The organism is Serratia sp. 2C06 (assembly GCF_050037615.1).
GTDB lineage: Bacteria > Pseudomonadota > Gammaproteobacteria > Enterobacterales > Enterobacteriaceae > Serratia > Serratia ureilytica.
Genome location: NZ_CP188299.1, coordinates 2,461,422 through 2,483,086 on the forward strand (window position 1 = coordinate 2,461,422; position 21,665 = coordinate 2,483,086).

Annotated in this window: 20 protein-coding genes; 6 read left to right on the forward strand and 14 right to left on the reverse strand. The window is 59.6% G+C overall.

Annotated elements, in window-relative coordinates; genetic code table 11:
- The first annotated feature begins 26 nt into the window (after positions 1-26).
- Positions 27-986: a D-2-hydroxyacid dehydrogenase family protein gene (locus ACP3TA_RS12175; protein WP_047572287.1), complete on the forward strand. Its 960-nt coding sequence runs from the start codon at positions 27-29 to the stop codon at positions 984-986.
- 84 nt (positions 987-1,070) lie between these two features.
- Positions 1,071-2,003, forward strand: a complete 933-nt coding sequence (gene dusC, locus ACP3TA_RS12180; protein WP_426784618.1) for a tRNA dihydrouridine(16) synthase DusC — start codon at positions 1,071-1,073, stop codon at positions 2,001-2,003.
- 41 nt (positions 2,004-2,044) lie between these two features.
- On the opposite strand, the gene ACP3TA_RS12185 is transcribed toward dusC, so the two are convergent.
- The 9 genes from ACP3TA_RS12185 to ACP3TA_RS12225 all read right to left on the reverse strand — a co-directional run bounded on the left by ACP3TA_RS12185 (position 2,045) and on the right by ACP3TA_RS12225 (position 12,616).
- Positions 2,045-2,311 (reverse strand): hypothetical protein, encoded by a 267-nt coding sequence (locus tag ACP3TA_RS12185; protein ID WP_033642249.1) that lies wholly within the window; start codon positions 2,309-2,311, stop codon positions 2,045-2,047.
- 246 nt (positions 2,312-2,557) lie between these two features.
- The gene (fbpC, locus tag ACP3TA_RS12190) at positions 2,558-3,604 is read right to left on the reverse strand and encodes a ferric ABC transporter ATP-binding protein (protein WP_033642250.1); all 1,047 of its coding nucleotides are present in this window, start codon (positions 3,602-3,604) and stop codon (positions 2,558-2,560) included.
- A gap of 11 nt (positions 3,605-3,615) precedes the next feature.
- Complete coding sequence (locus ACP3TA_RS12195; protein WP_089194404.1) at positions 3,616-5,694, reverse strand: ABC transporter permease; 2,079 nt, start codon at positions 5,692-5,694, stop codon at positions 3,616-3,618.
- 67 nt (positions 5,695-5,761) lie between these two features.
- Positions 5,762-6,793, reverse strand: coding sequence for an ABC transporter substrate-binding protein (locus tag ACP3TA_RS12200; protein ID WP_033652370.1), 1,032 nt, complete (start codon positions 6,791-6,793; stop codon positions 5,762-5,764).
- Positions 6,790-8,118, reverse strand: a complete 1,329-nt coding sequence (uhpC, locus tag ACP3TA_RS12205; protein WP_258007692.1) for an MFS transporter family glucose-6-phosphate receptor UhpC — start codon at positions 8,116-8,118, stop codon at positions 6,790-6,792. The genes ACP3TA_RS12200 and uhpC overlap by 4 nt, the downstream gene beginning before the upstream one ends.
- Before the next feature lie 60 nt (positions 8,119-8,178).
- The gene (locus tag ACP3TA_RS12210) at positions 8,179-9,720 is read right to left on the reverse strand and encodes an MASE1 domain-containing sensor histidine kinase (protein WP_285141729.1); all 1,542 of its coding nucleotides are present in this window, start codon (positions 9,718-9,720) and stop codon (positions 8,179-8,181) included.
- Complete coding sequence (locus ACP3TA_RS12215; RefSeq protein ID WP_033642255.1) at positions 9,720-10,349, reverse strand: response regulator transcription factor; 630 nt, start codon at positions 10,347-10,349, stop codon at positions 9,720-9,722. The genes ACP3TA_RS12210 and ACP3TA_RS12215 overlap by 1 nt, the downstream gene beginning before the upstream one ends.
- A gap of 123 nt (positions 10,350-10,472) precedes the next feature.
- Positions 10,473-11,237, reverse strand: a complete 765-nt coding sequence (locus ACP3TA_RS12220; protein WP_426784619.1) for an arylamine N-acetyltransferase family protein — start codon at positions 11,235-11,237, stop codon at positions 10,473-10,475.
- A gap of 89 nt (positions 11,238-11,326) precedes the next feature.
- Positions 11,327-12,616: an oligosaccharide flippase family protein gene (locus ACP3TA_RS12225; protein ID WP_046686607.1), complete on the reverse strand. Its 1,290-nt coding sequence runs from the start codon at positions 12,614-12,616 to the stop codon at positions 11,327-11,329.
- A 155-nt stretch (positions 12,617-12,771) separates the two neighbouring features.
- Between ACP3TA_RS12225 and ACP3TA_RS12230 the strand changes: the two genes are divergently transcribed.
- Together ACP3TA_RS12230 and ACP3TA_RS12235 are read left to right on the forward strand one after the other, a co-directional pair.
- Entirely contained in the window at positions 12,772-13,623 is an 852-nt protein-coding gene (locus ACP3TA_RS12230; protein ID WP_033642258.1) for an ATP-grasp fold amidoligase family protein, read from the forward strand.
- 66 nt (positions 13,624-13,689) lie between these two features.
- On the forward strand, positions 13,690-13,833 hold the full coding sequence (locus ACP3TA_RS12235) for a hypothetical protein (RefSeq protein ID WP_157993241.1): 144 nt from the start codon (positions 13,690-13,692) through the stop codon (positions 13,831-13,833).
- Between the two features lie 31 nt (positions 13,834-13,864).
- Here ACP3TA_RS12235 and ACP3TA_RS12240 read toward each other — a convergent pair whose 3' ends face one another.
- Positions 13,865-15,685, reverse strand: a complete 1,821-nt coding sequence (locus tag ACP3TA_RS12240; protein ID WP_047572275.1) for a hypothetical protein — start codon at positions 15,683-15,685, stop codon at positions 13,865-13,867.
- Positions 15,686-15,885: 200 nt separating this feature from the next.
- Positions 15,886-16,785 (reverse strand): LysR substrate-binding domain-containing protein, encoded by a 900-nt coding sequence (locus ACP3TA_RS12245; RefSeq protein ID WP_426784622.1) that lies wholly within the window; start codon positions 16,783-16,785, stop codon positions 15,886-15,888.
- A gap of 116 nt (positions 16,786-16,901) precedes the next feature.
- Here ACP3TA_RS12245 and ACP3TA_RS12250 point away from each other — a divergent pair, with 116 nt between their 5' ends.
- The gene (locus ACP3TA_RS12250) at positions 16,902-17,681 is read left to right on the forward strand and encodes a HalD/BesD family halogenase (RefSeq protein WP_033642261.1); all 780 of its coding nucleotides are present in this window, start codon (positions 16,902-16,904) and stop codon (positions 17,679-17,681) included.
- A gap of 37 nt (positions 17,682-17,718) precedes the next feature.
- On the opposite strand, the gene ansP is transcribed toward ACP3TA_RS12250, so the two are convergent.
- Both ansP and ACP3TA_RS12260 read right to left on the reverse strand, forming a co-directional pair.
- On the reverse strand, positions 17,719-19,185 hold the full coding sequence (gene ansP, locus ACP3TA_RS12255) for an L-asparagine permease (RefSeq protein WP_033642262.1): 1,467 nt from the start codon (positions 19,183-19,185) through the stop codon (positions 17,719-17,721).
- 432 nt (positions 19,186-19,617) lie between these two features.
- On the reverse strand, positions 19,618-20,055 hold the full coding sequence (locus tag ACP3TA_RS12260; RefSeq protein WP_033642263.1) for a PACE efflux transporter: 438 nt from the start codon (positions 20,053-20,055) through the stop codon (positions 19,618-19,620).
- A gap of 112 nt (positions 20,056-20,167) precedes the next feature.
- Between ACP3TA_RS12260 and ACP3TA_RS12265 the strand changes: the two genes are divergently transcribed.
- Complete coding sequence (locus tag ACP3TA_RS12265; protein WP_033642264.1) at positions 20,168-21,061, forward strand: LysR family transcriptional regulator; 894 nt, start codon at positions 20,168-20,170, stop codon at positions 21,059-21,061.
- A gap of 16 nt (positions 21,062-21,077) precedes the next feature.
- Here the strand turns inward: ACP3TA_RS12265 and ACP3TA_RS12270 are convergent, their stop codons facing one another.
- On the reverse strand, positions 21,078-21,641 hold the full coding sequence (locus ACP3TA_RS12270; RefSeq protein ID WP_015377041.1) for a DedA family protein: 564 nt from the start codon (positions 21,639-21,641) through the stop codon (positions 21,078-21,080).
- Positions 21,642-21,665 lie beyond the last annotated feature (24 nt).

The following is a 21,665-nucleotide window of genomic DNA, read 5'->3' on the forward strand; positions in this document are numbered from 1 at the left end:
CTATCCCTACATTCCAGGAGACGGAGATGAAATTGAAGTGCGCAATTCTTGATGATTACCAGCAGGTGGCGCTCAACATGGCGGATTGGTCAGCGCTGGCCGATCGGGTGGAGGTGTCCGCCATCAGCGCGCACTTTGCCGATGAGGCGGAGCTGGCGGTGCATCTGCAGGAATGCGACATTCTGGTCATCATGCGCGAGCGCACGCCGATAACCGCCTCGCTGCTGGCGAGGCTGCCGCAGCTGAAGCTGCTGATCACCTCCGGCATGCGCAATGCCGCTATCGATTTGGCCGCCGCCGCTGAGCGCGGCGTAGTGGTGTGCGGCACCCGCAGCGGGTCGGCGGCGCCGATGGAGTTGACCTGGGCGCTGCTGCTCGGGCTGGCCAAGCATATCGTGCCGGAAAGCGCCGGGCTGCGGAACAACGGCCCGTGGCAGCTGGGCTTGGGCGTCACGCTGCAGGGGAAGACGCTGGGGCTGCTGGGGCTGGGCAAGATCGGCGGCCAAATGGCCAAGGTGGCACAGGCGTTCGGCATGCGGGTGCTGGCCTGGAGCCAGAACCTGACGGCGGAACGGGCAGCGCAGGAGGGCGCCCTGCTGGCACCGTCCAAACGGGCGCTGTTCGAGCAGAGCGATTTTGTCTCCATTCACCTGGTGCTGAGCGATCGCAGCCGCGGGCTGGTAGGGCGGGACGAATTGACGGCGATGAAACCCACCGCTTACCTGATCAACACCTCGCGCGCGGGGATCGTCGATCGGGCGGCGCTGGTGGACGTGCTGCAACAGCGGAAGATTGCCGGCGCCGGGCTGGACGTGTTCGAGACGGAGCCGCTGCCGGCCGACGATGTGTTTCGTCAACTGCCCAACGTGCTGGCGACGCCGCATGTGGGTTACGTGGCGGACGATAACTACCGCGCCTACTTCACCGAGGCGGTCGAGGACATTGCGGCGTTTCTCGCCGGTCAACCGATCCGTCGGCTGGGCTGATGGCGTTTTTAATGCCCGCAGAGGCTTGTCTGGCGCGGGCATTCACCCGTATTATTGCGGGTCTTTTTTTAGCTGGGATTGGTCATGCGCGTATTATTGGCTCCGATGGAGGGCGTTCTCGACTCTTTGGTGCGTGAGTTACTCACCGAAGTGAACGACTACGATCTGTGCATCACCGAATTTTTGCGCGTGGTCGATCAGCTGCTGCCGGCCAAGTCGTTCTATCGGCTGTGCCCGGAGCTGCGTCACGCCAGCCGCACGCCGTCGGGCACGCTGGTGCGGGTACAGCTGCTGGGGCAGTACCCGCAGTGGCTGGCGGAGAACGCCGCGCGCGCGGTGGAATTGGGCTCTTACGGCGTCGATCTCAACTGCGGCTGCCCGTCCAAGCTGGTGAACGGCAGCGGTGGCGGGGCGACGCTGCTCAAAGATCCGGAATTGATCTACCAGGGCGCCAAAGCGATGCGCGCGGCGGTGCCGGCCCATCTGCCGGTCACGGTGAAGGTGCGCCTGGGCTGGGACTCTTCCAATCGCAGCTTTGAAATCGCCGATGCGGTGCAGCAGGCGGGCGCCAGCGAACTGACGGTGCACGGCCGCACCAAAGAGGACGGCTATAAGGCGGATCGCATCAACTGGGCGGCGATCGGCGAGATCCGTCAGCGGCTGAGCATCCCGGTTGTCGCCAACGGCGAGATCTGGGATTACCAGAGCGCGCAGGATTGCCTGCAGACGACCGGCTGCGACGCCATCATGCTGGGGCGCGGCGCGCTCAACGTGCCGAACCTGAGCCGGGTGGTGAAATATAACGAACCGCGCATGCCCTGGCCGCAGGTGGTTGAGCTGCTGCAAAAATACGTCCATCTGGAAAAGCAGGGCGACACCGGCCTGTATCACGTGGCGCGCATTAAACAGTGGCTGAGTTATTTGCGTAAAGAATATGATGAAGCAACTGAACTGTTCAGCGAAATACGCGCGTTGACGACGTCCGGGGATATTGCGCGCGTCATCTGCCGCAGCTGAAAATAAACCCGCGCGTGGCGGGTTTATTTAAATCGGCATTATCAGGCGGCTTTATCAAGACGGTTTAATTCTATCTCGATATCCTGAATGGTTTTTTCCAGTCCTTCCAGACAGGCGCCCTGTTTATTCAATAGGTCGTTAATGGCTTCGGCGAATGCCTTATTTTTGCATTCCCCCTGATCGAAGGCCAGCCAGTGTGCGGAGAGCGTCTCGATATTCGACTGCGCGTAGTGGCGCATTTCCTTCAGCTGGGAAGCGACATTGCGTAAATTATCCAGCTGCGCCTGTGCATTTGCATTGTTGCTCATGAATTTCTCCTTGAGTTGGCCGTTAAATAATTTCGACTGCGGGATCAAGCTTACCCTATTTAAATAAAAATATCACCCTGAGTGGTCTGGGTGGTTATTTTTGAGTGGGTGTGGCTATATTTATTTTTCGGCTGAACAAGGACTTGGGTGGAATTGTAAAAATAGATAAATACGGTGTTTTTGGCGATTATTTTCGGCCATCCCGTTCGGGATGGCCGTTATTCTACCCCTTAAGCGTGAGGCCGATTATGCCGCGTCCGCCAGCATAAACATGCCGTAGGGGTGAATTTCCAGATAATACTGCTCGCCGACGTTCGGTTGCAGGCGGGTGGCGTTAACCTGCAGCAAAATCTGTTGCCCGTGCCACGCCACCGTCACCTCATACTGCGGCCCCATGTAGGCGACATGCTGGATCTCGCAGCGCTGGCTTTCATCGCCATGCTCGCTCAGCGTGATCGCTTCCGGCCGCACGCCCACCGTGCCGGCGCCCTGGGCGGCAAAATGCGCCGGGCGCGGCAGGCGATAGCCGCTGATATCGACATGATCGGCGCTGAAGCTGGCCGGGAACAGGTTGGCGTCCCCCATAAAGCTCGCCATAAAGCGCGAGGCGGGCTGCCGATAGAGATCCTGCGGCGAGCCCATCTGCATGATATGCCCCTTGTTCATCACCAGTACGGTGTCGGAGACTGCAAAAGCCTCGCTCTGATCGTGGGTGACGTACAGCGACGTGATATCAAACTGCTTTTGCAGCTCGCGGATCTTTTCGCGCATGCTGCGGCGCAGGTTGGCGTCGAGGTTGCTCAACGGCTCGTCGAACAGCAGCACTTTCGGCTTGAGGATCAGCGCGCGCGCCAGCGCCACGCGCTGCTGTTGGCCGCCGGAGATCTGATCGACATAGCGATCGTCGAACCCCGCCAAGTCCACCATCGCCAGCGCTTCCTGCACGCGCGCTTTCACTTCGGCGCGCGGAATGCCGAGCATCTTCAGGCCATAGCCGACGTTCTCCCCCAGCGACATGTGCGGGAACAGGGCATAAGACTGGAATACCATGCAGATGTCACGCTGCTGGATGGAACGATGGGTGACGTCTTCACCATCAATGAATATCTGCCCGTCGCTCGGTTTTTCCAGCCCGGCGACCAGGCGCAAAATGGTGGTCTTGCCGCAGCCGGAAGGGCCGAGCAGCGTCACCATTTGCCCCCGTGGGATGGTGAGCGTGATGTTATCGATTACCGTGTTGCTGCCGAACCGTTTGGAGACGTTACGCAGTTCAACGAAATTTTTCTGGCTCATCATGGGCTCCATTACGCCTGGTTTTTGGCTTTTGAACGGGAGATGCGTGCCTCGCCGATCAGCCAGTCAAAGAGGAAAATAATCGCCAGCATCACCACGATCAGAATTGAACCGTAGGCGATCGCCACGCCGTATTCGCCGTCTTCCACGCGGTTGAGGATGTAGGCGGTGGCCACGCGGGTATCGGGGGTGACCAGGAAGACGATGGCGCTGACGGTGGTGATGGCGCGCACGAAGCTGTAGATCAGCGCCGACAGGATAGCCGGGCGCAGCAGCGGCAGCAGGATGTGCGTGATGGTGCGCAGCGAGCCGGCGCGCAGGCTGAGCGAGGCTTCGTCCAGCGATTTGTCTATCTGGCCCAGCCCGGCGATCCCGGCGCGAATGCCCACCGGCACGTTGCGCATCACCATCGAAATAATCACGATGGCGGCCGTCCCGGTGAGGTACACCGGCGCGCCGTTAAAGGCGAGAATGTAAGAGACGCCGGCCACGGTACCCGGCACCGCAAAGCACAGCATGGTGGTGAACTCGATGGTCTTTTTGCCCTTGAACTGCTGGCGCACCACGATCCAGGCGATCAGCAGGCCGAACGCGGCGGTGATCGGCGCGGCGATCCCGGCGTACAGCAGCGTGTCGAGCAGCGAAGGCCACGCGCCGTCGCTCATGCCCTGGCCGAACAGTTTGATGAAGTTATCCAGCGTCAGCGTGTAATCCACTCCCCAGTTGACGGTGAAGCTGCCGTAGAAAATGCTGCCGTAAAGCAGGGCGTTAAAGGCTACCCACACCGCCAGCAGCGCGATCACGCCCCACACCAGCGTGACCGGCAGCGGCTGCACGTCGCCGCGATACGATTTGCCGGACACGGTGACGTAGGAACGTTTGCCGATCCACATATACTGGATGCAGAACACCAGCAGTGAGAACAGCAGCAGGAAGGCGCCGAGGGTGCTGGCGGCCTGATAATCAAGCTGCGAACCGGTGATGTAAAAATAGATTTGCGTCGCCAGCACGTCGAAGTTGCCGCCGAGCACCAGCGGGTTGCTGAAATCAGCCAGCGATTGCACCACCACGATCAAAAACGCGTTGGCCAGCGCCGGTTTCAGCAGCGGCACGAACACGCCGTTAAAGGTTTGCCAGCGGCTGGCGCGCAGGGTGTAGGAGGCTTCTTCCAGCGAAGGATGAATGGTCTTGATCGCGCCGTCGAGGATCATAAACGCCATCGGGGTGAACGCCAGCACCTGCGCCAGCCAGATGCCGGTAAAGCCGTACAGCCAGTTGGTGTTGGTCAAACCGAACCAGGCCACCATCCACTCGGTCACGTAGCCAGAGCGCCCCATCATCAGCGTGACGCCCAGGCCGACGACGAACGGCGGCGTGACGATGGGCAAGATGGAGAAGATGCGGCCGATAATGGCGCTGCGCTTGGCGATGCGGGTAGTGTAAATCGCCAGCACCAGGCCGAAAAAGGTGCAGCCGGCGCCCACCGCGATCGACAGGGCGATGGAGTTGAGGATCACCTGAATGATATGCGCCTGCGACAGCACGTTCATAAAGGCCAGCGGCGCGAACGCGCCCGTCTGGTCGGTGAACATCGGAATGAAAATCGCGATGCTCGGCCAGACGATGAAGACGCCGATCAGCGTCACGATGGTGACCAGCGCGCCGATAACGAAACGGTCGCCGCCCAGCCAGTCGAGGCGGGTCAGCGCCAGCGTCATGATGGCGCCCAGCGCGGTCAACTGCACCAGGGTGGCGTAGCCTAAACCGCGTCCCGCCACCGTGGCGCTGACAACGATAAAGGCCATGCACAGCAGCGCCCAGCCGGCATCGAACGCGTGGCGGCGCCGCTGCTCACGGCCCGCCGCAGCGTAAGGGCGCAGCAGCAGCAGGCTTGGCAGCAGGCACCAAAGCCAGCTGATATTGCGGTGTGACCAGCCGTAGGCCGCGAGGATCTCTTCGCCGGTGGACTCCAGCAGGCCGTAATCCAGGCTCCAGCTCGGCAGCAGGGCGAACGCCAGCCAGCCAAGCAAAACCCAAAGGGATATCGCATCTCGTTTTTTCACGAGATGGAGTGCATGTGTATGTGACATAAGTTTCCCGGATGTTCAGGCCGGGCAAGCCGTGAGGCTTACCCGGCAACAGGCGCAGAATGTGGGCTTATTTACCCATCTTGACTTCGCTGACCCATTTATTGATCAGCGCCTTGCGGACGTCGGTCGAACCGTACTTGTCCATGTCGTAGTTGATCAGCTTCAGGTCGTCGAGCTTCAGCGAGTTCGGCGAGGTATCGGCGGTGGTGTTGGTCAGGATCTGATAGGACTTGCCTTGCTTCCACGCCAGCTCCTGCGCCTCTTTCGACAACACCCAATCCACGAACAATTTGGCGTTGTCGAGGTTGCGCGCGCCTTTGAGGATGCTGACGCCGCCGATTTCGTAGCCGGTGCCTTCACACGGCGAGATCAGCTCAAGCGGCGCGCCCTGTTCCTTTTCGAGCGAGTAGTCATGCAGGAAACCGATGCCGATCGCCGTTTCGCCGCGGGCGGCGTTGCGCGCCGGGGCTATGCCGGATTTGGTGTACTGCGAGACGTTGGCGTTCAGCTGTTTGAGGTAAGCGAACGCCTGATCGTCTCCCCACAGCTGGGCAAAGGTCGCCAGCGCGGTGTAGGCGGTGCCGGAGCTTTGCGGATCGGCGATTTGAATCTCGCCTTTGTATTCCGGCTTGGTCAGGTCTTTCCAGCACTTGGGCACCGGCAGATTTTTCTCTTTCAGGCGCTGGGTATTGACGCCAAAGCCGAGAATGCCGACGTAGACCGCCGAGGAGTAGTTGCCTTTCAGCTTGGCCGGATCGCGGAATTGCGTCATGACCTGGTCGAGATTCGGCGATTTGTACGGCTGCAGCAGCCCCATTTCACCGGCCTGGGATTGCGGATCGAGCGTGCCGCCGTACCAGACGTCCGCCTGCGGGTTCTTCTTCTCGGCGTCCACTTTTGCCAGCGTGCTGCCGGAACCGTTGCGGATGAACGCGGTTTTCACGTCATATTTCTCGCCGAAGGCTTTGGTTTCCGCTTCGCACATTTCATTGGTGGCGCTGCAGTAGACCACCAGGCGGCCCTTGGCGTGCGCGGCGCTGCTCAGGGTCGCCAGCGCGATGCCGGACGCTATCAGGGTAGTGACCCACGTTTTTTTCATTGTTTTATCCTTCTCTCGGTAGAGGTGGTAACGCTCGCCATCAGCAGCGGCATCAGCAATAAACCCATAAGAACAGCGGCGATCGACAGCAAACTGAACATGCCTGACCAGCCGTAGCCTTCGATGACCCGCGACAGCGGCCAGCCCGCCAGCGCCGCCCCCAGATAGGCGAACAGGCCGAGAAAGCCGGTGATGGAGCCCGCGGCGCCTTTGTGCCCGCATTCCACGGCGGCGAGGCCAATCAGCATCTGTGGGCCGAAGACAAAAAAGCCCACCGCAAAGAAACAGCCCGCCAGCAGCGCGTAGTGGTGCACCGGCGCCAGCCACAGCGCGGCGACGGAAACCATCAGTCCGAGCGTGAACAGCAAAATCATCGGCGCGCGCTGCCCGCCGAACAGCACATCCGAGCCCCAGCCGGCAAACAGCGCGCCGAGCAGGCCGCCTATCTCGAACAGCATCACCGTCGCATTGGCGCTGAGCAGGTTGACGCCGTGGCTTTCCGTCAGCCACAGGTTGCCCCAGTCGTTCAACGCAATGCGGATCAGGTAGACCAGCACGTAAGAGACGCCGAGCAACCAGATCATCGGGTTCTTCAGCATCGTGGTGCGCAGCATCCGCCACAGCCCCATCGGCGGGCTTTGCTGTTCCTGGCGCAGCTCCAGCGGATCGTGGCGCCACTGGCCGACCGACGGCAGGCCTTCTTCCTGCGGCGTGCCTGTCAGCTGCCGCGTGAGCCAGATGCCCAGCACCATGCTGACGGCACCCGGGATCAACATCGCCGCCTGCCAGCCCCAGCGCTGGGCGGCGAAGGCGCTGATCAGCGGCACAATTGCGCCACCGAGGTTGATCGACATATTCCAGCAGCCCCACCAGAAGCCGCGCTCGTTGCGCGAATACCAGTGGGTCAGCAGCCGCGCGCAGGGCGGCCAGCCCCAGCCCTGAAAGAAGCCGTTCAGCGCCCAGACCGCCAGCAGCAGCGTCAGCGATTCACCGAAGGCGAACGCCACGTTCAGCAAACCGGTGGCGAACAGGCCGATCCCCATAAACCCGCGCTGCCCATGGCCGTCGTGCCACAACCCGGCGACGAATTTCGACAGGCCGTAGCTCAGATAAAACAGCGAGCCGAGCAGGCCGATGTCTCCTTTATCCAGCCCCAAATCCGTTTGCAGCGCCGGCAGCACGTAATTCACGCTTTTGCGCGTCAGGTAGAAGGCGGCGTACCCGATGACCATGTACAGCAGCAGCCGCGGGCGCAGCGCGCGGTAACGATGATCGATTTCAGATGCTGAGCGTGCTTGCATAGCCGCCTCCCTGGTGCTGACTATAAGAAGGTGAAAAGGAAAGGGGATGAGATAAAGTCCGGAGTGGCTAAGACTTTTTCCTAGTTAGTCGGCGGTTTGTTGCAAATTTGTGGGCAGGTTAACAATTACCCGGGTGCCGCGCTGCGTTTCCAGCGTCAGTTCGCCGCCGAGCGCGCTGACCCGTTCGCGCATTCCCTGAATGCCGAAGCCCGGCGCGTTGCCCGCATGGATGCCGACGCCGTTGTCCCGTACCTCGAGGTGCAACATGGCGCCTTGCTGATACAAAACGATGGCGACTTCGCTGGCCTCGGCGTGTTTGCACACGTTGTTGAGCAGCTCTTGCAGCAGCCGGTAGAGGGTGAAGCGCACCGTCTCGCCGGCGGGCGTGTCGGTCAGGCGGTAGTCGAAACGGCAACGGATGCCCCGCTCGCTAAAGGCGAATTCGCTCAGCAGGTGGTGAAGCGCGTCTTTGAACGCCAGCTCGTCCAGCGCGGGCGGGCGAAGTTGGCGCAGTAGCTGGCGCGTGGAGTGATGAATGCGCCGGGCGAGATCGCCTATCTGGTTCGCGGCGGCCTGGGTTTGCGCCGGATCGCGCGCCCGCTTGACCAGCTGCGACTGAATTTGAATGGCGGTGATGTTCTGGCCGATTTCATCGTGCAGCTCGCGCGCCAGGTTCTTTCGCGTGTCTTCTTCGGTGTGGATCAGTTTTTCGGTCAACGCCCGCCGCGCCGCCAACTCTTCTTCCAGACGTCGGCGATAGTGGTGCAGGTTTTGCGCCAGGTGCTGCTGACGGCTGATGGCGATGCCCAGACCGATGCCGAGCAGCGCCTGGGTCGCCAGAAAGATTTCCAGCTCGACCAGATTGCCGAACCCCACGCCGACCTGCCGCGCGAGGGTGATCATCATGCTGCCGAGCAGGCCGGACAGCACGCCGCCCTGCCAACCGAACTTCCACGCCATCACCACGTTCGGCAAAAACACCACGATCAGCAGCAGGCGCTCGATTTCCGGCGACAGCACCATCTGCGTACCGATGCCGATAACGAAAAACAGGCTGCACCAGATGATTAAGGACGCGCGCAGCGGCGGGTTGGCGGTGTCCAGCCCCAGCAGATGGTAGCGGTGCTGCTGGCGCAGAAATTCAAAGATCAGGTAGACGAACGGGGTCAACAAAACACCGCCGGTAAACGACGCCAGGCCGAGCAGCATCGCCGGGCTCTGCGCGAAAGGCGACAGCAGGGCGGTATTGAGCAGCGAGGCGGCGGTCACTGCGGCCAGCAGCAGCGTCAGCCGTTGCCAGTAGAGCGGAAAACGGCGCCAGACCCGTTGCGCGAGCGCGGCCGGGATCAGGGTGATGAACGGGGCGGCCAGCAGGCCGTAGCCGCTCAGCAGGCGTTCGCCGTGCAGCCAGAACAGCAGCAGCACCGGCGGCGCTATCAGGGCGGGCCAATAGCGCCGCCCCAGCAAGATCAGCAGCGCGAGATAGACGCCGTGGGGCAGAAACAGCGCCGCCTGATTGCCGTTGTGGGTCAGATAGAAACCGAGCGTCCACAGCATCAGCCAGCCGCTGCCCCAGGCCAACAGGATAAACAGCGAGATAACCCAGCGCCGTGAGCGGAGTGACATCAATGCCCCGCCAGCAGTTGATGATCGAGGGCGAAATGCACCAGCTCGATGGTGCTGTTGCACTGCAGCTTGCCCAGGACGTTGGCGCGATGTACGTGTACCGTTTTATGGCTGAGATCGAGCTTGAAAGCGATCTCCTTTACGCTGTCGCCTTTGACCAGCAGCTCGAAGATTTCGCGCTCGCGCGGGGTCAGCACTTCCAGCGCCGTGGCCGGCTGCTCGCCGCCGCGCAGCGCCCGCAGCGCGTCGGCGCACAGGTAATGGCCGCCCATATCGACGGAGCGCACCGCCTGCACCAGCTCTTCCGGCCCGCAGCGTTTGGTCAGATAACCGCTGGCGCCGGCATCCAGCGCGCTCTGCACGAAGGTGGGGGAGTCATAAATGCTGAGTATGATCGCGCGAAACTGCGGCTTCTGCGCCCGCAGGCGTTTCAACAGGCTCAGGCCGTTTTCATCCGGCATAGCGATGTCCATCACCGCGACGCTGACGTCGTCGCGCAGCAGCGCCGGCCAGGCCGCCGCCGCGCTGCTGTATTGCCCCGCCACGTCGATGTCTGCTTCGAGGCTGAGCAATTGCGCAAAGCCGGAGCGCACCACCACATGGTCATCGACCAGTATCACACGGATCATTTTTCGCACTCTGTTGCCGAATCATGATCCTATGATGCCTGCCGCCGCGATGCTGGCAATCAGCCAAGCGCGGTTATGCAATCGATGTAACAGAATCGTAATAAAAGGACGCCGCCCGCGCCGTCAACGATCCAAATCGATGGCGAAATGCCGCCACAGCGCGGCTCGCCGTTCCTCTTCCGAATGCAGCGTCGTTTCGTGGCGTTGATGATCTTCGGTCACGATCAGCTTCATGTCGCTGAGGGTCACCCGGCCGTGTTCCGTCGGCCGTGAGCACACCAGGCGTTGGGTGAAATGCGACTGCGGCGAAGTGCTGTGGAAGTGGCACATCTCGTCGAACTCATGCAATTCGCGCGGCTGAACGGTAAAGCGATACAGGGTTTTGGCATGCGAGCGCTGGTCGCCGTTGCGGCGTTCCAGCAGGTAATATTCGCCTTCCCGCTCCAGGTGGAAGGTGCCGCTGGCCTGCGGTTGCGGCTCGGCAACGACGATTTTGAGCGGCGTCAGGAAGGAATCGCCGAAACCGACGTCCACCAGCCAGGCCTGGCCCGCCAGATCCACCCGCAGCGCCAGATGGTCGTAGGGTGGGCCGAAATGGCCGTCGCGCGCGCGGATCTCGCCGGAGATAAAGCTCACCCTGAAACCGATCTCCCGCAGCAGCAGGGCGAACAGCGTATTCAGCTCATAACAGAAACCGCCGCGGTTACGCTCGACCACTTTGCTGAACAGCGCTTCGGGCGCCAGCTGAATACCCTGATGATAAATAATGCTCAGGTTCTCGAACGGCACGCTCAGCATGTGGCGATGATGCAGCTGTTGCAACGTGGGGAGATCGGGGCGGGCGACGCCGGTAAAGCCGATATGCTGCAGGTAGCGTTGGGTGTCCACAGGGTGTCTCGCATGAGAAAAAGTAGGCTTAAAATAGCGGGCTTTGCGGCGTTTGTGAGCGCATTACGTGCTGCGCCTCGGCAGCCGGATTACTTTCCCGACGGGCGTCTTAGGTAAAGCGCCGGGTTCAGTGAGCGCAGATGCATTTTCAGTACGGTACCCCGTTGAAAGAGATAGTTGAGGACGGTCAATGACAGCAGTTCGGTCAGCAAGGTGCTGTAAGCGGCGCCCATCATGCCGTATTGCCGAATCAGGCCGTATGACAGGGGAATGTTAATGATAAACACCAACAACATTTTGCGGGAAAGGAAGCCATAACCGGAAAACAGCACGATGTATTTATAGGCCACGGTCCCCAGGGCGGAGAGCAGGGTGGCGACGGCCAACACCCCCATGGCGGCATAGGCCGCCAGGTATTGCTCGCCGTACAACAGTGCGATGACCGGTTTGCCCAGCCAAACGATCCCGGCGACGATGGCTAAGGCGATGGCCAGCACCAACCCATTCAGTTTGGCCGCGGCGCGCATCGCGTCTTCGCGCCGATAGGCGAATATTTTCGCGAAGAACGAGGTGATGACGGCATCGGTAACGAACATCCAGGCGGTCGCCAGGGTAATGGCGACCGAGTAAATGCCCAGCACCGCGGCGGAAACGAACCACATCAAAAACAGCTGCGCCAGCCGGGTATAGATGGCGATGGAAACATTGGATACCGCCAACGGCAGGCCGCTGGCGAGTAGATAGCGCACATATTTGCGCCGAATACGGCCGGGGGCCGAAAAGCCCGGATGGCGGCGATGATAAAGGTGATGACGGATCAGATAGGGGATGAGGTACACCATCACGATAGGGATGGCCAGAAAGTACAGGTGCAGATCAAAAAACACGATCAGCCAGCGAGCCAATAATGCGCTGGCTAAGCCGGCCACGTTGGCCAGGGTATTGAAACGCGATTCCAGCCGGGCGTCATGGTAAATGGCGAAGACGTCTTTGAGTGAAAAAAACGAGGCCAGGAATGTGGCGGCGCAAAAGTAAAAGGTCGTGAAGTCTTCCCGCAGCCCGGTATAAAGCAAGATGATCGCAGAAAAGGCCAGGAAACAGGCTTGCCTCAGCCGGTTGGTGGAGAACATCAGCGCTGCGCCGGAGCGCGGATTACGGCTAATGCGTTTGAAGAGGATGGTGTCCGACCCCAGCAGCGCCAACGTTTGGGTAATGGCGAAAATCGCCGTGGCAAAGGTAATCTTTCCGAAGCTTTCCGGCCCAATATATTTGGCCATGTAGGCGGTGATGAATATAACGCCGAGGATTGATACCGTCTTTTCCGCTATCATCCAGGAAGCGTTTCTTATTATGCTGAAGTCTATGATCTTTAGTTTCACTGACGCTTCCCTGAATACCTTATGATATAGGATTATTCCGTTTTTTATCCTTTAATAATCACCAAGGCTTTTTTTATATTTTACAATTGAAGTCAATTGCATTTAAACTTTAGCTGGGTCTTTTGTTATGTTGGATTAATGGATGAATCAACGGAATGAGAAAATTCGTAAAATACCTCTATAAGGTTTCGCCTGACTTTATTTATTATCAGCTGTCGCATTATTTTGCTCACGGAAGCTTTGTCAACTTTTTGAATCCTAAAAGTTTTTCCGAAAGGATTTACCACAGAATGCGCTACCCGCGCGAAGAGTTCAGCCTGTTGGCGGACAAGGTGGCGGTGAGGGATTATATATCCAGTCGCGTTTCGGAAAAATACCTAACGCCGGTCATCATGATAACGGAGAACTTCACTGAGCAAGACTATTTGTCGTTGCCTCAATCTTTTGTTATCAAAACAAATAATGCCTCGCAGCAAGTTAAGATTGTCAGAGATAAAGCGCGAGTGAGTTATGATGAGGTTGCAAGCACTCTCAAGAAATGGTCAAAAATAACGTATTGGAAGCGCTTTCGTGAGAAGCACTATGCGAAGATCCCACTGCAAATTGTGGTTGAAAACCTGTTGGACATCGAACGCGACGGTGAATTGATCGACTATAAAGTGCATGTTTTTAACGGCAGCCAGCCTTATCTGTTCGTGGAGTTGCTGCGGGGCGGCCCGGAGCCGACGTCGCTGGAGTTTTTGGACCGCCATGCGCATCACTGCTTTTTTACCCAGAAAGATATTCCCCAGATCAACACGTTGCACGCGAAGCCTGACTTTTGGGATGAGATGATTGAGGTCGCCCAAGCGGTTGCCGCCGATCTGGACTACTGCCGGGTCGATTTCTACCTGACGCAAGACAGGCTCTATATCGGCGAGCTGACGCTCACCCCCGGTGCAGGCAATGAAGTGTACCAACCGCGCGCCACCAACCTGCTGCTGGGCGAGCTGATGGCCAAAACCTGAACGCTATGCCGAGCGTTGAGCCAGTTCCCGCAGCCAGCCCAAAAACGCCGCGGCGTTCCTCTTCGAATGCAGTGTCGTTTCGTGGCGCAGGCGATCTTCAGTCATGAAGCGCATCCCAAGTTGGATGCGTTGAAAACAGGACAGGAAAGAAATAGCGGGAAAGCCACCGGCGCCTTCTACTGCATCGACGGCGGTTATTCCGCGCATTAACAAAAACAGGCCCCTGATGGGGCCTGTGCAGTTACCAGGATTTATGCGGGTTGCGGGAGACGATGTCGATCTTTTGACACAGCAGTTTGGTAATGTCCACCGAGGTTGGCTGAGCGGCGCTGCCGACAAAGTTTTTCAGCACGATGGCGATGCGGGCGTAATTAACGTAGCCCTCAGGCAGCGGCAAATACTCGGCAACGTCGAGCGCGGTAATGCGATCCGAGGTCATCGTTGCTGAAGTGGTCGGGGTGACTGTGCCGGTGCGGCCCCACTGACAGACTTTTTCCAGCAAGGTGGTGACGCCGGCATCGCCGTTCAGCACATACTTTCCTTGGTAGGTGCCGATTGTGACATCAAGGCTGTTCTGGCCTTTTAGGTTTGCCAACGTGGCGCGCCACAGCACCAGATCATTTTTCGCGATCGGGAAGTAGATCTCGATGCGCTTGTCGGCCGTTGTCGCCGTTTTGGTGGTGGCGGTGAGCACGCCGTTTTGCAGCGTTACTGCCAAATCGGCGGTTTCCGTTTGCGAAACGCGTGCGCCGCCGAAGGCGTAGACATTATTCAGCGCCAGCGCACTGCTCTCTTTCCAGGTGGGTTCCGGCAGATGGTTGACGCCATCGCCCAGATAGAGCAGACGCCACATGTTGACATAGCCAGGCGCGACGATCTTTTTCATTTCGATGTGGTTGTTGGACCAGCCTTTTTTAATGTCGGCGTTCACCAGATCGAACCCATCGATATAACATTTTCCGCTCAGATCGCTGGATTTATCGAAGTAGAAATATTCAACGTATTGATAAGGCACCTTGCTGCCGGTATCGGTGTTGTTAGTCATCACGCTGTGCCATTGGCTGTCTTTGATTTTTACCGTGCCGCCGTTGTCGCTGGTAAATACCGGTCGATAGTTGCGGCAGTTGGCGTTGCCCCATTCGAAGTGGCAGTTTTTAAAGTCAAGCGTGCCGCCTTTGAGATCAAACAAGCCGTAATCGGTATTGGCCAACTGTTCGGTTTCATTGTTAAAGCCGCTGTAATCGAAAGAGCAATCTCGGAAGGCCAAAGTATGCACGCCCTGATAGTAGTTTCGGCTGTCGCCGAACAGGCATTTGTAGAAGACGATTTTTTCGCCGGCGTTGGCGGTGGTTTCCGACCAAATTGGCCACACACAACCGCGCACCATGATGCTGTGCCAGCTCTGAATATAGGCGTTGTTGCCGAAGACGATGCCCTTGTGCAGGTTAGTCAGCCAGACGTTTTGCACCAGCAGTTGGCAGGCCGGCAGGCCGTGCATGTTCGAGGCATCGCTGTAGACGCACAGGCCGCGCAGATTGGCCGCCGCGCCGGGCGCTCCGACGATGCGCAGGTTGTAAATCGCCGGCGCACCCAAAGAGTATTGCACGCGTACGCACTCGATATTGGCCGCGCTGCTGAAATCAAGAATGGTGCCCTTAAAATCGACGGCGTTTTTCCATAGCTTCAGGTTGGCGGTGGTTTTACAAGGGCGTACGCCGCCGGGGCCGACCAGAGTAATCCCCGCAGGGGTCGTCGGGATCGGCAGTTGCCACCACTCTTCGCCTTTGACCTGCAAGAAGTTGCAAGCGCGGGTGATGGTCAGAGAGTAATCCAGCTCATCGCCCGGCAGGTGCCACCAATCGATGCTGTAATCGCCGTCATTGATGATGCGCTTCCAGCGGCGGTTTTGCGCGTCGACGAGCAGGGTAACACCGTTATCCTGACTGGTGGAATCCGCGTCGTCTCGGGTAAATACGCCATGGTGGTAGCGGTTTTCGAGCATCACTGCGGTTTCGCTGCCGGCATAGTTGCGCAGATTGGCATAATCATTTAATGAAATCATGGAATAACCCTCATTTGGTACGATAAGAGGCCGATGCAATATGTGGCAGTTGCAGAGGCGGAGGCTTAAGTAAGTGGCATTGTGACCGAAGAGGGAGCCCGTTCATGATCCCGGTCGGCAGGAATAAATTAACAGGCTAAGGCGAGGGCATTAAGCGTCCAGGGTTGTGTCTGACGCCAGCAAACATCACGTTGCGGATTTTAGGTGCTGGCGGCGAGGGCGAGTGCTTGCAGCCAGCCCAAAAACGCTGCGGCGCCGGGTTTTTCCAGCGTGTGCGGCGGGTAAACCACGTAGTAGGGTTTGCTGAGCGGCAGCGCCGGTTCGGCCAGGGTGACCAGCCGGCCTTCCGCCAGTTCACGGGCGATCAGCCGCCGCTGGCCGAGCAGCACCCCGCGCCCTTGCACGGCGGCGTCGATAGCCAGCGAAGTCAGGTTATAGGTCAGCCCGCGCCGCGCCGGCGGCATTCGATCGGCGGCGGTGAACCACTCGTGCCAGCCCGGCAGAAACTGGCTCTCCTTGCCCCAGTCGACGTGGATCAGCGGTAGCTGCGTCCAGTCGCCGCGATCGCGCAGCGCCGGGCTGCACACCGGCTGCACCCGATCCTGAAACAGCCGCACCTTTTCCAGCAGCGGATAGTCCTGATCGCCGAAGCACAGGGCGAAGTCCGCCGCCGAATGGGCGAAATCGACCGCCGCATGGGTCGCGTGCAGCCGCAGATCGCCGTCGGGGCACTGCGCCAGCCAGTCGCCCAGCGCCGGGTTCAGCCACTTGGAGGCCAACGCCGGCAGGGCGAATACCGTCAGCGCCTGTTTGCCGCGCTGGCGCTCGACGTGCTGCTGCGCCACGCGCAGCGTTTCGAACGCCTCCTGCACGTAGGCCAGGTAGTCCGCGCCCTGTTCGGTCAGCGTGACGCCGCTTTTGGCGCGGATGAACAGCGTGATCCCCAGATGTTGCTCCAGCTGGCGGATCTGCTGGCTGACGGCGGCGGCGGTCAGCGCCAGCGTATCCGCCGCGCGGGCCAGGCTGCCGGTGCGGGCGGCGGTTTCGAACGCCAGAATGGCGCTCAGCTTGGGCAAGCGCGCGCGGGACGGTGAGTGCATGGGCAGGGCTATCGCTAAGAATTGGTTAGCTTATCCATAACGTATTTTTGTTATGGCGGCAATGCGCCATTCGCTACAGTGAGAGGCATCCGGCTATCGCACACGAGGGGAATGTCATGCCGCAACTTGCCGATATTATCGATCTGCCCGCCCATCCCATCGACGACGCCGAGTTCCGCGCCCGTTGTCGGCAAACGCTGGAACGCAGCGGTGCGTTAGTACTGCCGGGATTTCTGCGCGCCGCCGCGCTGGCGACGGTGCGGCTGGAAGGCGCCGAACAGCACCACGCGGCGTTTTACGCCACCAGCAAACACAACGTGTATCTGCGGCCGCAGGACGACGCGCTGCCGGCCGATCACGCGCGCAACCGGCTGGTGGTGTCGTCCAAAGGCTGCATTACCGACGAAGATATTCCGCCGCAGTCGCCGCTGCGTGCGCTGTACGACGCTCCGGCGTTTCGCGCGTTCCTCTGTGCGGTGCTGGATGAGGCGCAGCTGTATCCCTACGCCGATAGGCTGTCGTCGATCAACCTGCATTACGCCCACACCGGCCAGGAGCTGGGCTGGCACTTCGACAATTCGTCGTTCGCCATCACGCTGCTGATCCAGAAACCGGCGGCGGGCGGGCGTTTCGAGTACGTGGAGAACCTGCGCGATGCCGATCGCGGCGAGATGAACTATGCCGGGGTCACGCAGGTGCTGGACGGGGAGCGGGCGGCCAAACGGCTGGCGATGGAGGAGGGGGATTTGGTGCTGTTTCGCGGGCGCAACGCCATGCACCGGGTGACGCCGACCGAAGGCGACATCACGCGCATGCTGGTGGTGCTGGCCTACAATGCGCAGCCGGACGTGATGCTGTCGGAAAGCGCCAGAATGACGTTCTACGGCCGATTATAGCGGATAAAAAAACCGCCCCGGAGGGCGGTTTGTCGAATCAGTGCGGGTTTTGCTCTTCGTGAGCCTGCTGTTCCAGCTTCACTTCCTGCGCGCGTTTGCGCAGGCCGAACCAGCCCAGCGTCAGCAGCACCGCCAACACCGGAATGGTGGCGATGGTCCAGGTGCCGTTCGGGTAGTCGAAGGCCATCATTACCACCACGATCAGCAGGAACGCCAGCGTCAGCCACGAAGTGAACGGCGCGCCCGGCATTCTGAACGACACCGGCTGAGCTCGGCCTTCGCGCACGGCTTTGCGCAGGCGCATCTGGCAAACGATGATAAACGCCCAGGAGGCGATGATGCCCAGCGAGGCGATGTTCAGCACGATCTCGAACACCTGCGACGGCACCAGGTAGTTGAGCACCACGCCGATCACGTAGATGCCGCAGGTGACCAGGATGCCGGCGTAAGGCACCTGCTGGCTGCTCATTTTGGCCATCAGCTTCGGCGCGGAGCCGCCCATCGCCAGCGAACGCAGGATGCGGCCGGTGGAGTAGAGGCCGGAGTTGAGGCTGGACAGCGCGGCGGTCAACACCACGATGTTCATGATGGTGCCGATGTAAGGCACGCCCAGCTTGCTGAAGAAGGTGACGAACGGGCTTTGGCCGGCCTGATAGGCGTTCCACGGCAGCAGCAGCACCAGCAGCACCACGGAGCCGACGTAGAACAGACCGATACGCCAGATCACGCTATTGATCGCTTTGGGCATCATTTTGGCCGGATCTTTACACTCGCCGGCGGCGGTGCCGATAAGCTCGATGCCGGCGAAGGCGAAGATCACCCCTTGCACCAACACCAGCGCAGGCAGCAGGCCGTGCGGGAACATGCCGCCGTTTTCGGTGATCAGGTGCATGCCGGTGGTGTGGCCGGCCACTGGCGTGCCGGTACCGAGGAAGACGACGCCGACAATCAGGAACAGCGCGATGGCGGCGACCTTGATCAGCGCGAACCAGAACTCCATCTCGGCGAACCACTTCACGCCGATCATGTTCATGGTGGCGACGATGCCGAGCGCGCCGAGGGCGAACAGCCACTGCGGCACGTCGGCGAAGGTGCCCCAATAGTGCATGTACAGCGCCACGGCGGTGATGTCGACGATGCCGGTCATCGCCCAGTTGAGGAAATACATCCAACCGGCAACGTAAGAGGCTTTTTCACCGAGGAACTCGCGAGCGTAAGAAACGAAGCTGCCGCTGGAAGGGCGATGCAGCACCAGTTCGCCCAGCGCGCGCAGGATGAAGAAAGAGAAGATCCCGCACACCAGATAGACCAGCGCCAGCGCCGGCCCGGCCAGTTCGAGACGGCCGCCGGTACCGAGGAACAAGCCGGTGCCGATGGAGCCGCCGATGGCGATCATTTGGATTTGCCGGTTGCCCATGCTTTTGTGATAACCGGATTCATGAGAGTCTAGCCAGCGTCTTCTGGCGGCGTGTTTTTCATCCGCAGACTGTTTTTGTGAGTGCATTATCCGTCCTGTTTACCTGTCTATGTTAACCCTGCTCTTACCGAGAGCAAACGATTGCTATGACCAATCGTCATGAGAATGAGGTCGTGGCATCATTCCGCTGTTTATTGTGTATACAGCCATCATTAAAATAACGGCGAAGCATGCTACCTTTTCTCCGTAATGGTGGCAAAAAATACTGTGCATAAAACGTGAACAAGTGTGTTTATTTTTTAATCCAAATATAAAAGGATATATTATTCAAAAAGATGTGATGTTTTATCAAGACGGAAATATCGAGGAATAAAAAGTGATTAAAATCACAAAATAATAATTACCGTGCAAATTACAGGGTGTTGTTCTTATATTTCGCGGTGAGAAATAAGGGGAAAGGAAATGGCGACCCGCGCAGAAAATGGCATCAGCAGCGGGTCGGTGGGCGCGTAACGAGTCTTAGGCCGATTCGCTGGCCGGCAGAGCCGATGCGGGCAGGCCGAACAGCTTGTCGAATGCCCAATTGAACACGAAGGTATAACAGGGAATGATGACGATCAACGCCATATCCAGCAGCAGCGCCTGCCACAGCGTGATGCCCATCCACCAGGCGATCAGCGGGATCAGATACACTACCAGCGTCAACTGAAAGCCGACGGCGTGCAAAATGCGGCGTTTGAGCGTGCGGGCGCGCGACACCTGGCGGCTTTCCCACCACTCGAATACATAGTTGTAAATAAAGTTCCAGCTTACCGCGATGGTGGTGATCACCACTGCCAGCGGCCCGGTGCTGCTTGGCGCATGGCCCGACAGCAGCGCCAGCCCCAACGCCGAGATCGCCATGCCGATGATTTCATAAGCGGTGACATACACCAGTTTGCGTTTGACGCCTTGCATCGTTTTCTCCCGATCTGTTTTTAGTTGCCTCTGTGGCGACGGCGGCTAAGATAACGTCAATCACATTGATAGAAAAAGTCAGGAGTTGTCAGTTAATCTGACAGGTTGAACAATGAATTTTTCCAGCGACAACATCGAACTGTTTTTGGCGGTGCTCGATCGCGGCTCGTTTTCCGCCGCCGCCCGCGCGCTGCGGCGCGTGCCCTCCGCCGTCAGCATGGCCATCGCCAACATGGAGGCGGAACTCGGTTTCGCCTTGTTCGACCGTTCTCACCGTGAACCGACGCCGACCGCGCTGGCGTTGGCCCTGGCGCCGCACGCCCGCCTGATCGCCGGGCAGCTCAAGCAGCTGCAGGTACATGCCATCGAACTGTCCCAGGGGCTGGAGAGCCGGCTTTCGATCGGCGTGGCGTCGGATATCAACGGCGCCGGCCTGCTGGCAGCGGTGAAAACGCTGTCGCAACGTTATCCGCTGCTGAACATCGAAGTGCTCAGCGCGCCGCAGGACGACGTGTTGCACATGCTGCACGAGGGGCGCATCGGCGTTTGTCTGGCGTTCGGCGGGCTGAACGTCAACAGCGCGGAACAGTTCCACTTCGTGGGCGCGGAATCGCTGGTGGCGATGCTGTCGCCGCAGCACCCGGCGCTGGACGGCGCGGCGGGCGAGCTGTTTCTCGAGGATCTGGTCAACGTGCGGCAGATCATGGTGGCCAGCCGCGATCTGCCGATCGGCGATCTGCGTCCCCAGGTGGCGGAGGCTTACTGGCGCACCGACAGCCTGCCGATGGCGCTGAACATGGTGGAAGCGGGTCTGGGGTGGGGCAATTTTCCGCTGTCGTTGGCCGAGCCGCTGCTGGCGCAGGGGCGGTTGGTGCGGCTGAAGTTCAAAAACACCAAGAACGAGCTGCGCTTGCCGATGCATTTGATCTGGCTTAAGAATCGCCCGTTGGACAAAGCGGCGCGCGAACTGGTCGCGTTGATGCGCGAGGCGCCGCAGGAAAGCTGACGCCCGCTGCGTTTGCTTACTCCGGGTGGCGTTTACGCCACCAGAAACGCACCAGCAGGATGGCGGCGATCGCCAGCGCGACAAACAGCAGGCTGGAGAGCTTTTTGTCGAAGCCGGTAACGAAGCGTTCGATCGCCTGGCCGCCAAAATAACCGAGCATGACGAAGATCGTCGCCCATAAAATGGCGCCGAGGATGTTCAACGGCACGAAGCGCGACGGCGGCAGGCGGCTGGCGCCGATCAACACCGGGCCGATGATGCGGAAACCGTACATGAAACGCACCCCGATAACGAACAGCATCGGGTGGCGGGCGATCAGCCTTCTGGCGCGCGCGATGCGCTTTTCCTGTCCCTTGAGCCGCGAGATGACGCGGCCTTCAAACCGGCGGCCGGCGAAGTACAGCAGCTGGTCTCCCATCATGCCGCCCAGCGCCACCACTGCGATCACCCACGGCCAATGCAACAGCCCTTCATGAGCGGCGATGCCGCCCAGCAGCGTGATGGTTTCCCCTTCCGCCAGGCAGCCGATAAACAACGCCCAGTAACCGTAGTCCGTAATATAGTGGGCTAAATCGGTCATTCCTTACTCCTTATGTGGCTGACG

Bases quoted from the DNA above. Each gene is read 5' to 3' on its own strand.
- ACP3TA_RS12175 (WP_047572287.1), top strand. From the start codon at position 27: ATGAAATTGAAGTGCGCAATTCTTGATGATTACCAGCAGGTGGCGCTC.
- dusC (WP_426784618.1), top strand. From the start codon at position 1,071: ATGCGCGTATTATTGGCTCCGATGGAGGGCGTTCTCGACTCTTTGGTG.
- ACP3TA_RS12185 (WP_033642249.1), bottom strand. From the start codon at position 2,311: ATGAGCAACAATGCAAATGCACAGGCGCAGCTGGATAATTTACGCAAT.
- fbpC (WP_033642250.1), bottom strand. From the start codon at position 3,604: ATGAGCCAGAAAAATTTCGTTGAACTGCGTAACGTCTCCAAACGGTTC.
- ACP3TA_RS12195 (WP_089194404.1), bottom strand. From the start codon at position 5,694: ATGTCACATACACATGCACTCCATCTCGTGAAAAAACGAGATGCGATA.
- ACP3TA_RS12200 (WP_033652370.1), bottom strand. From the start codon at position 6,793: ATGAAAAAAACGTGGGTCACTACCCTGATAGCGTCCGGCATCGCGCTG.
- ACP3TA_RS12210 (WP_285141729.1), bottom strand. From the start codon at position 9,720: ATGTCACTCCGCTCACGGCGCTGGGTTATCTCGCTGTTTATCCTGTTG.
- ACP3TA_RS12215 (WP_033642255.1), bottom strand. From the start codon at position 10,349: ATGATCCGTGTGATACTGGTCGATGACCATGTGGTGGTGCGCTCCGGC.
- ACP3TA_RS12230 (WP_033642258.1), top strand. From the start codon at position 12,772: ATGAGAAAATTCGTAAAATACCTCTATAAGGTTTCGCCTGACTTTATT.
- ACP3TA_RS12235 (WP_157993241.1), top strand. From the start codon at position 13,690: ATGCAGTGTCGTTTCGTGGCGCAGGCGATCTTCAGTCATGAAGCGCAT.
- ACP3TA_RS12240 (WP_047572275.1), bottom strand. From the start codon at position 15,685: ATGATTTCATTAAATGATTATGCCAATCTGCGCAACTATGCCGGCAGC.
- ACP3TA_RS12245 (WP_426784622.1), bottom strand. From the start codon at position 16,785: ATGCACTCACCGTCCCGCGCGCGCTTGCCCAAGCTGAGCGCCATTCTG.
- ACP3TA_RS12250 (WP_033642261.1), top strand. From the start codon at position 16,902: ATGCCGCAACTTGCCGATATTATCGATCTGCCCGCCCATCCCATCGAC.
- ansP (WP_033642262.1), bottom strand. From the start codon at position 19,185: ATGCACTCACAAAAACAGTCTGCGGATGAAAAACACGCCGCCAGAAGA.
- ACP3TA_RS12260 (WP_033642263.1), bottom strand. From the start codon at position 20,055: ATGCAAGGCGTCAAACGCAAACTGGTGTATGTCACCGCTTATGAAATC.
- ACP3TA_RS12265 (WP_033642264.1), top strand. From the start codon at position 20,168: ATGAATTTTTCCAGCGACAACATCGAACTGTTTTTGGCGGTGCTCGAT.
- ACP3TA_RS12270 (WP_015377041.1), bottom strand. From the start codon at position 21,641: ATGACCGATTTAGCCCACTATATTACGGACTACGGTTACTGGGCGTTG.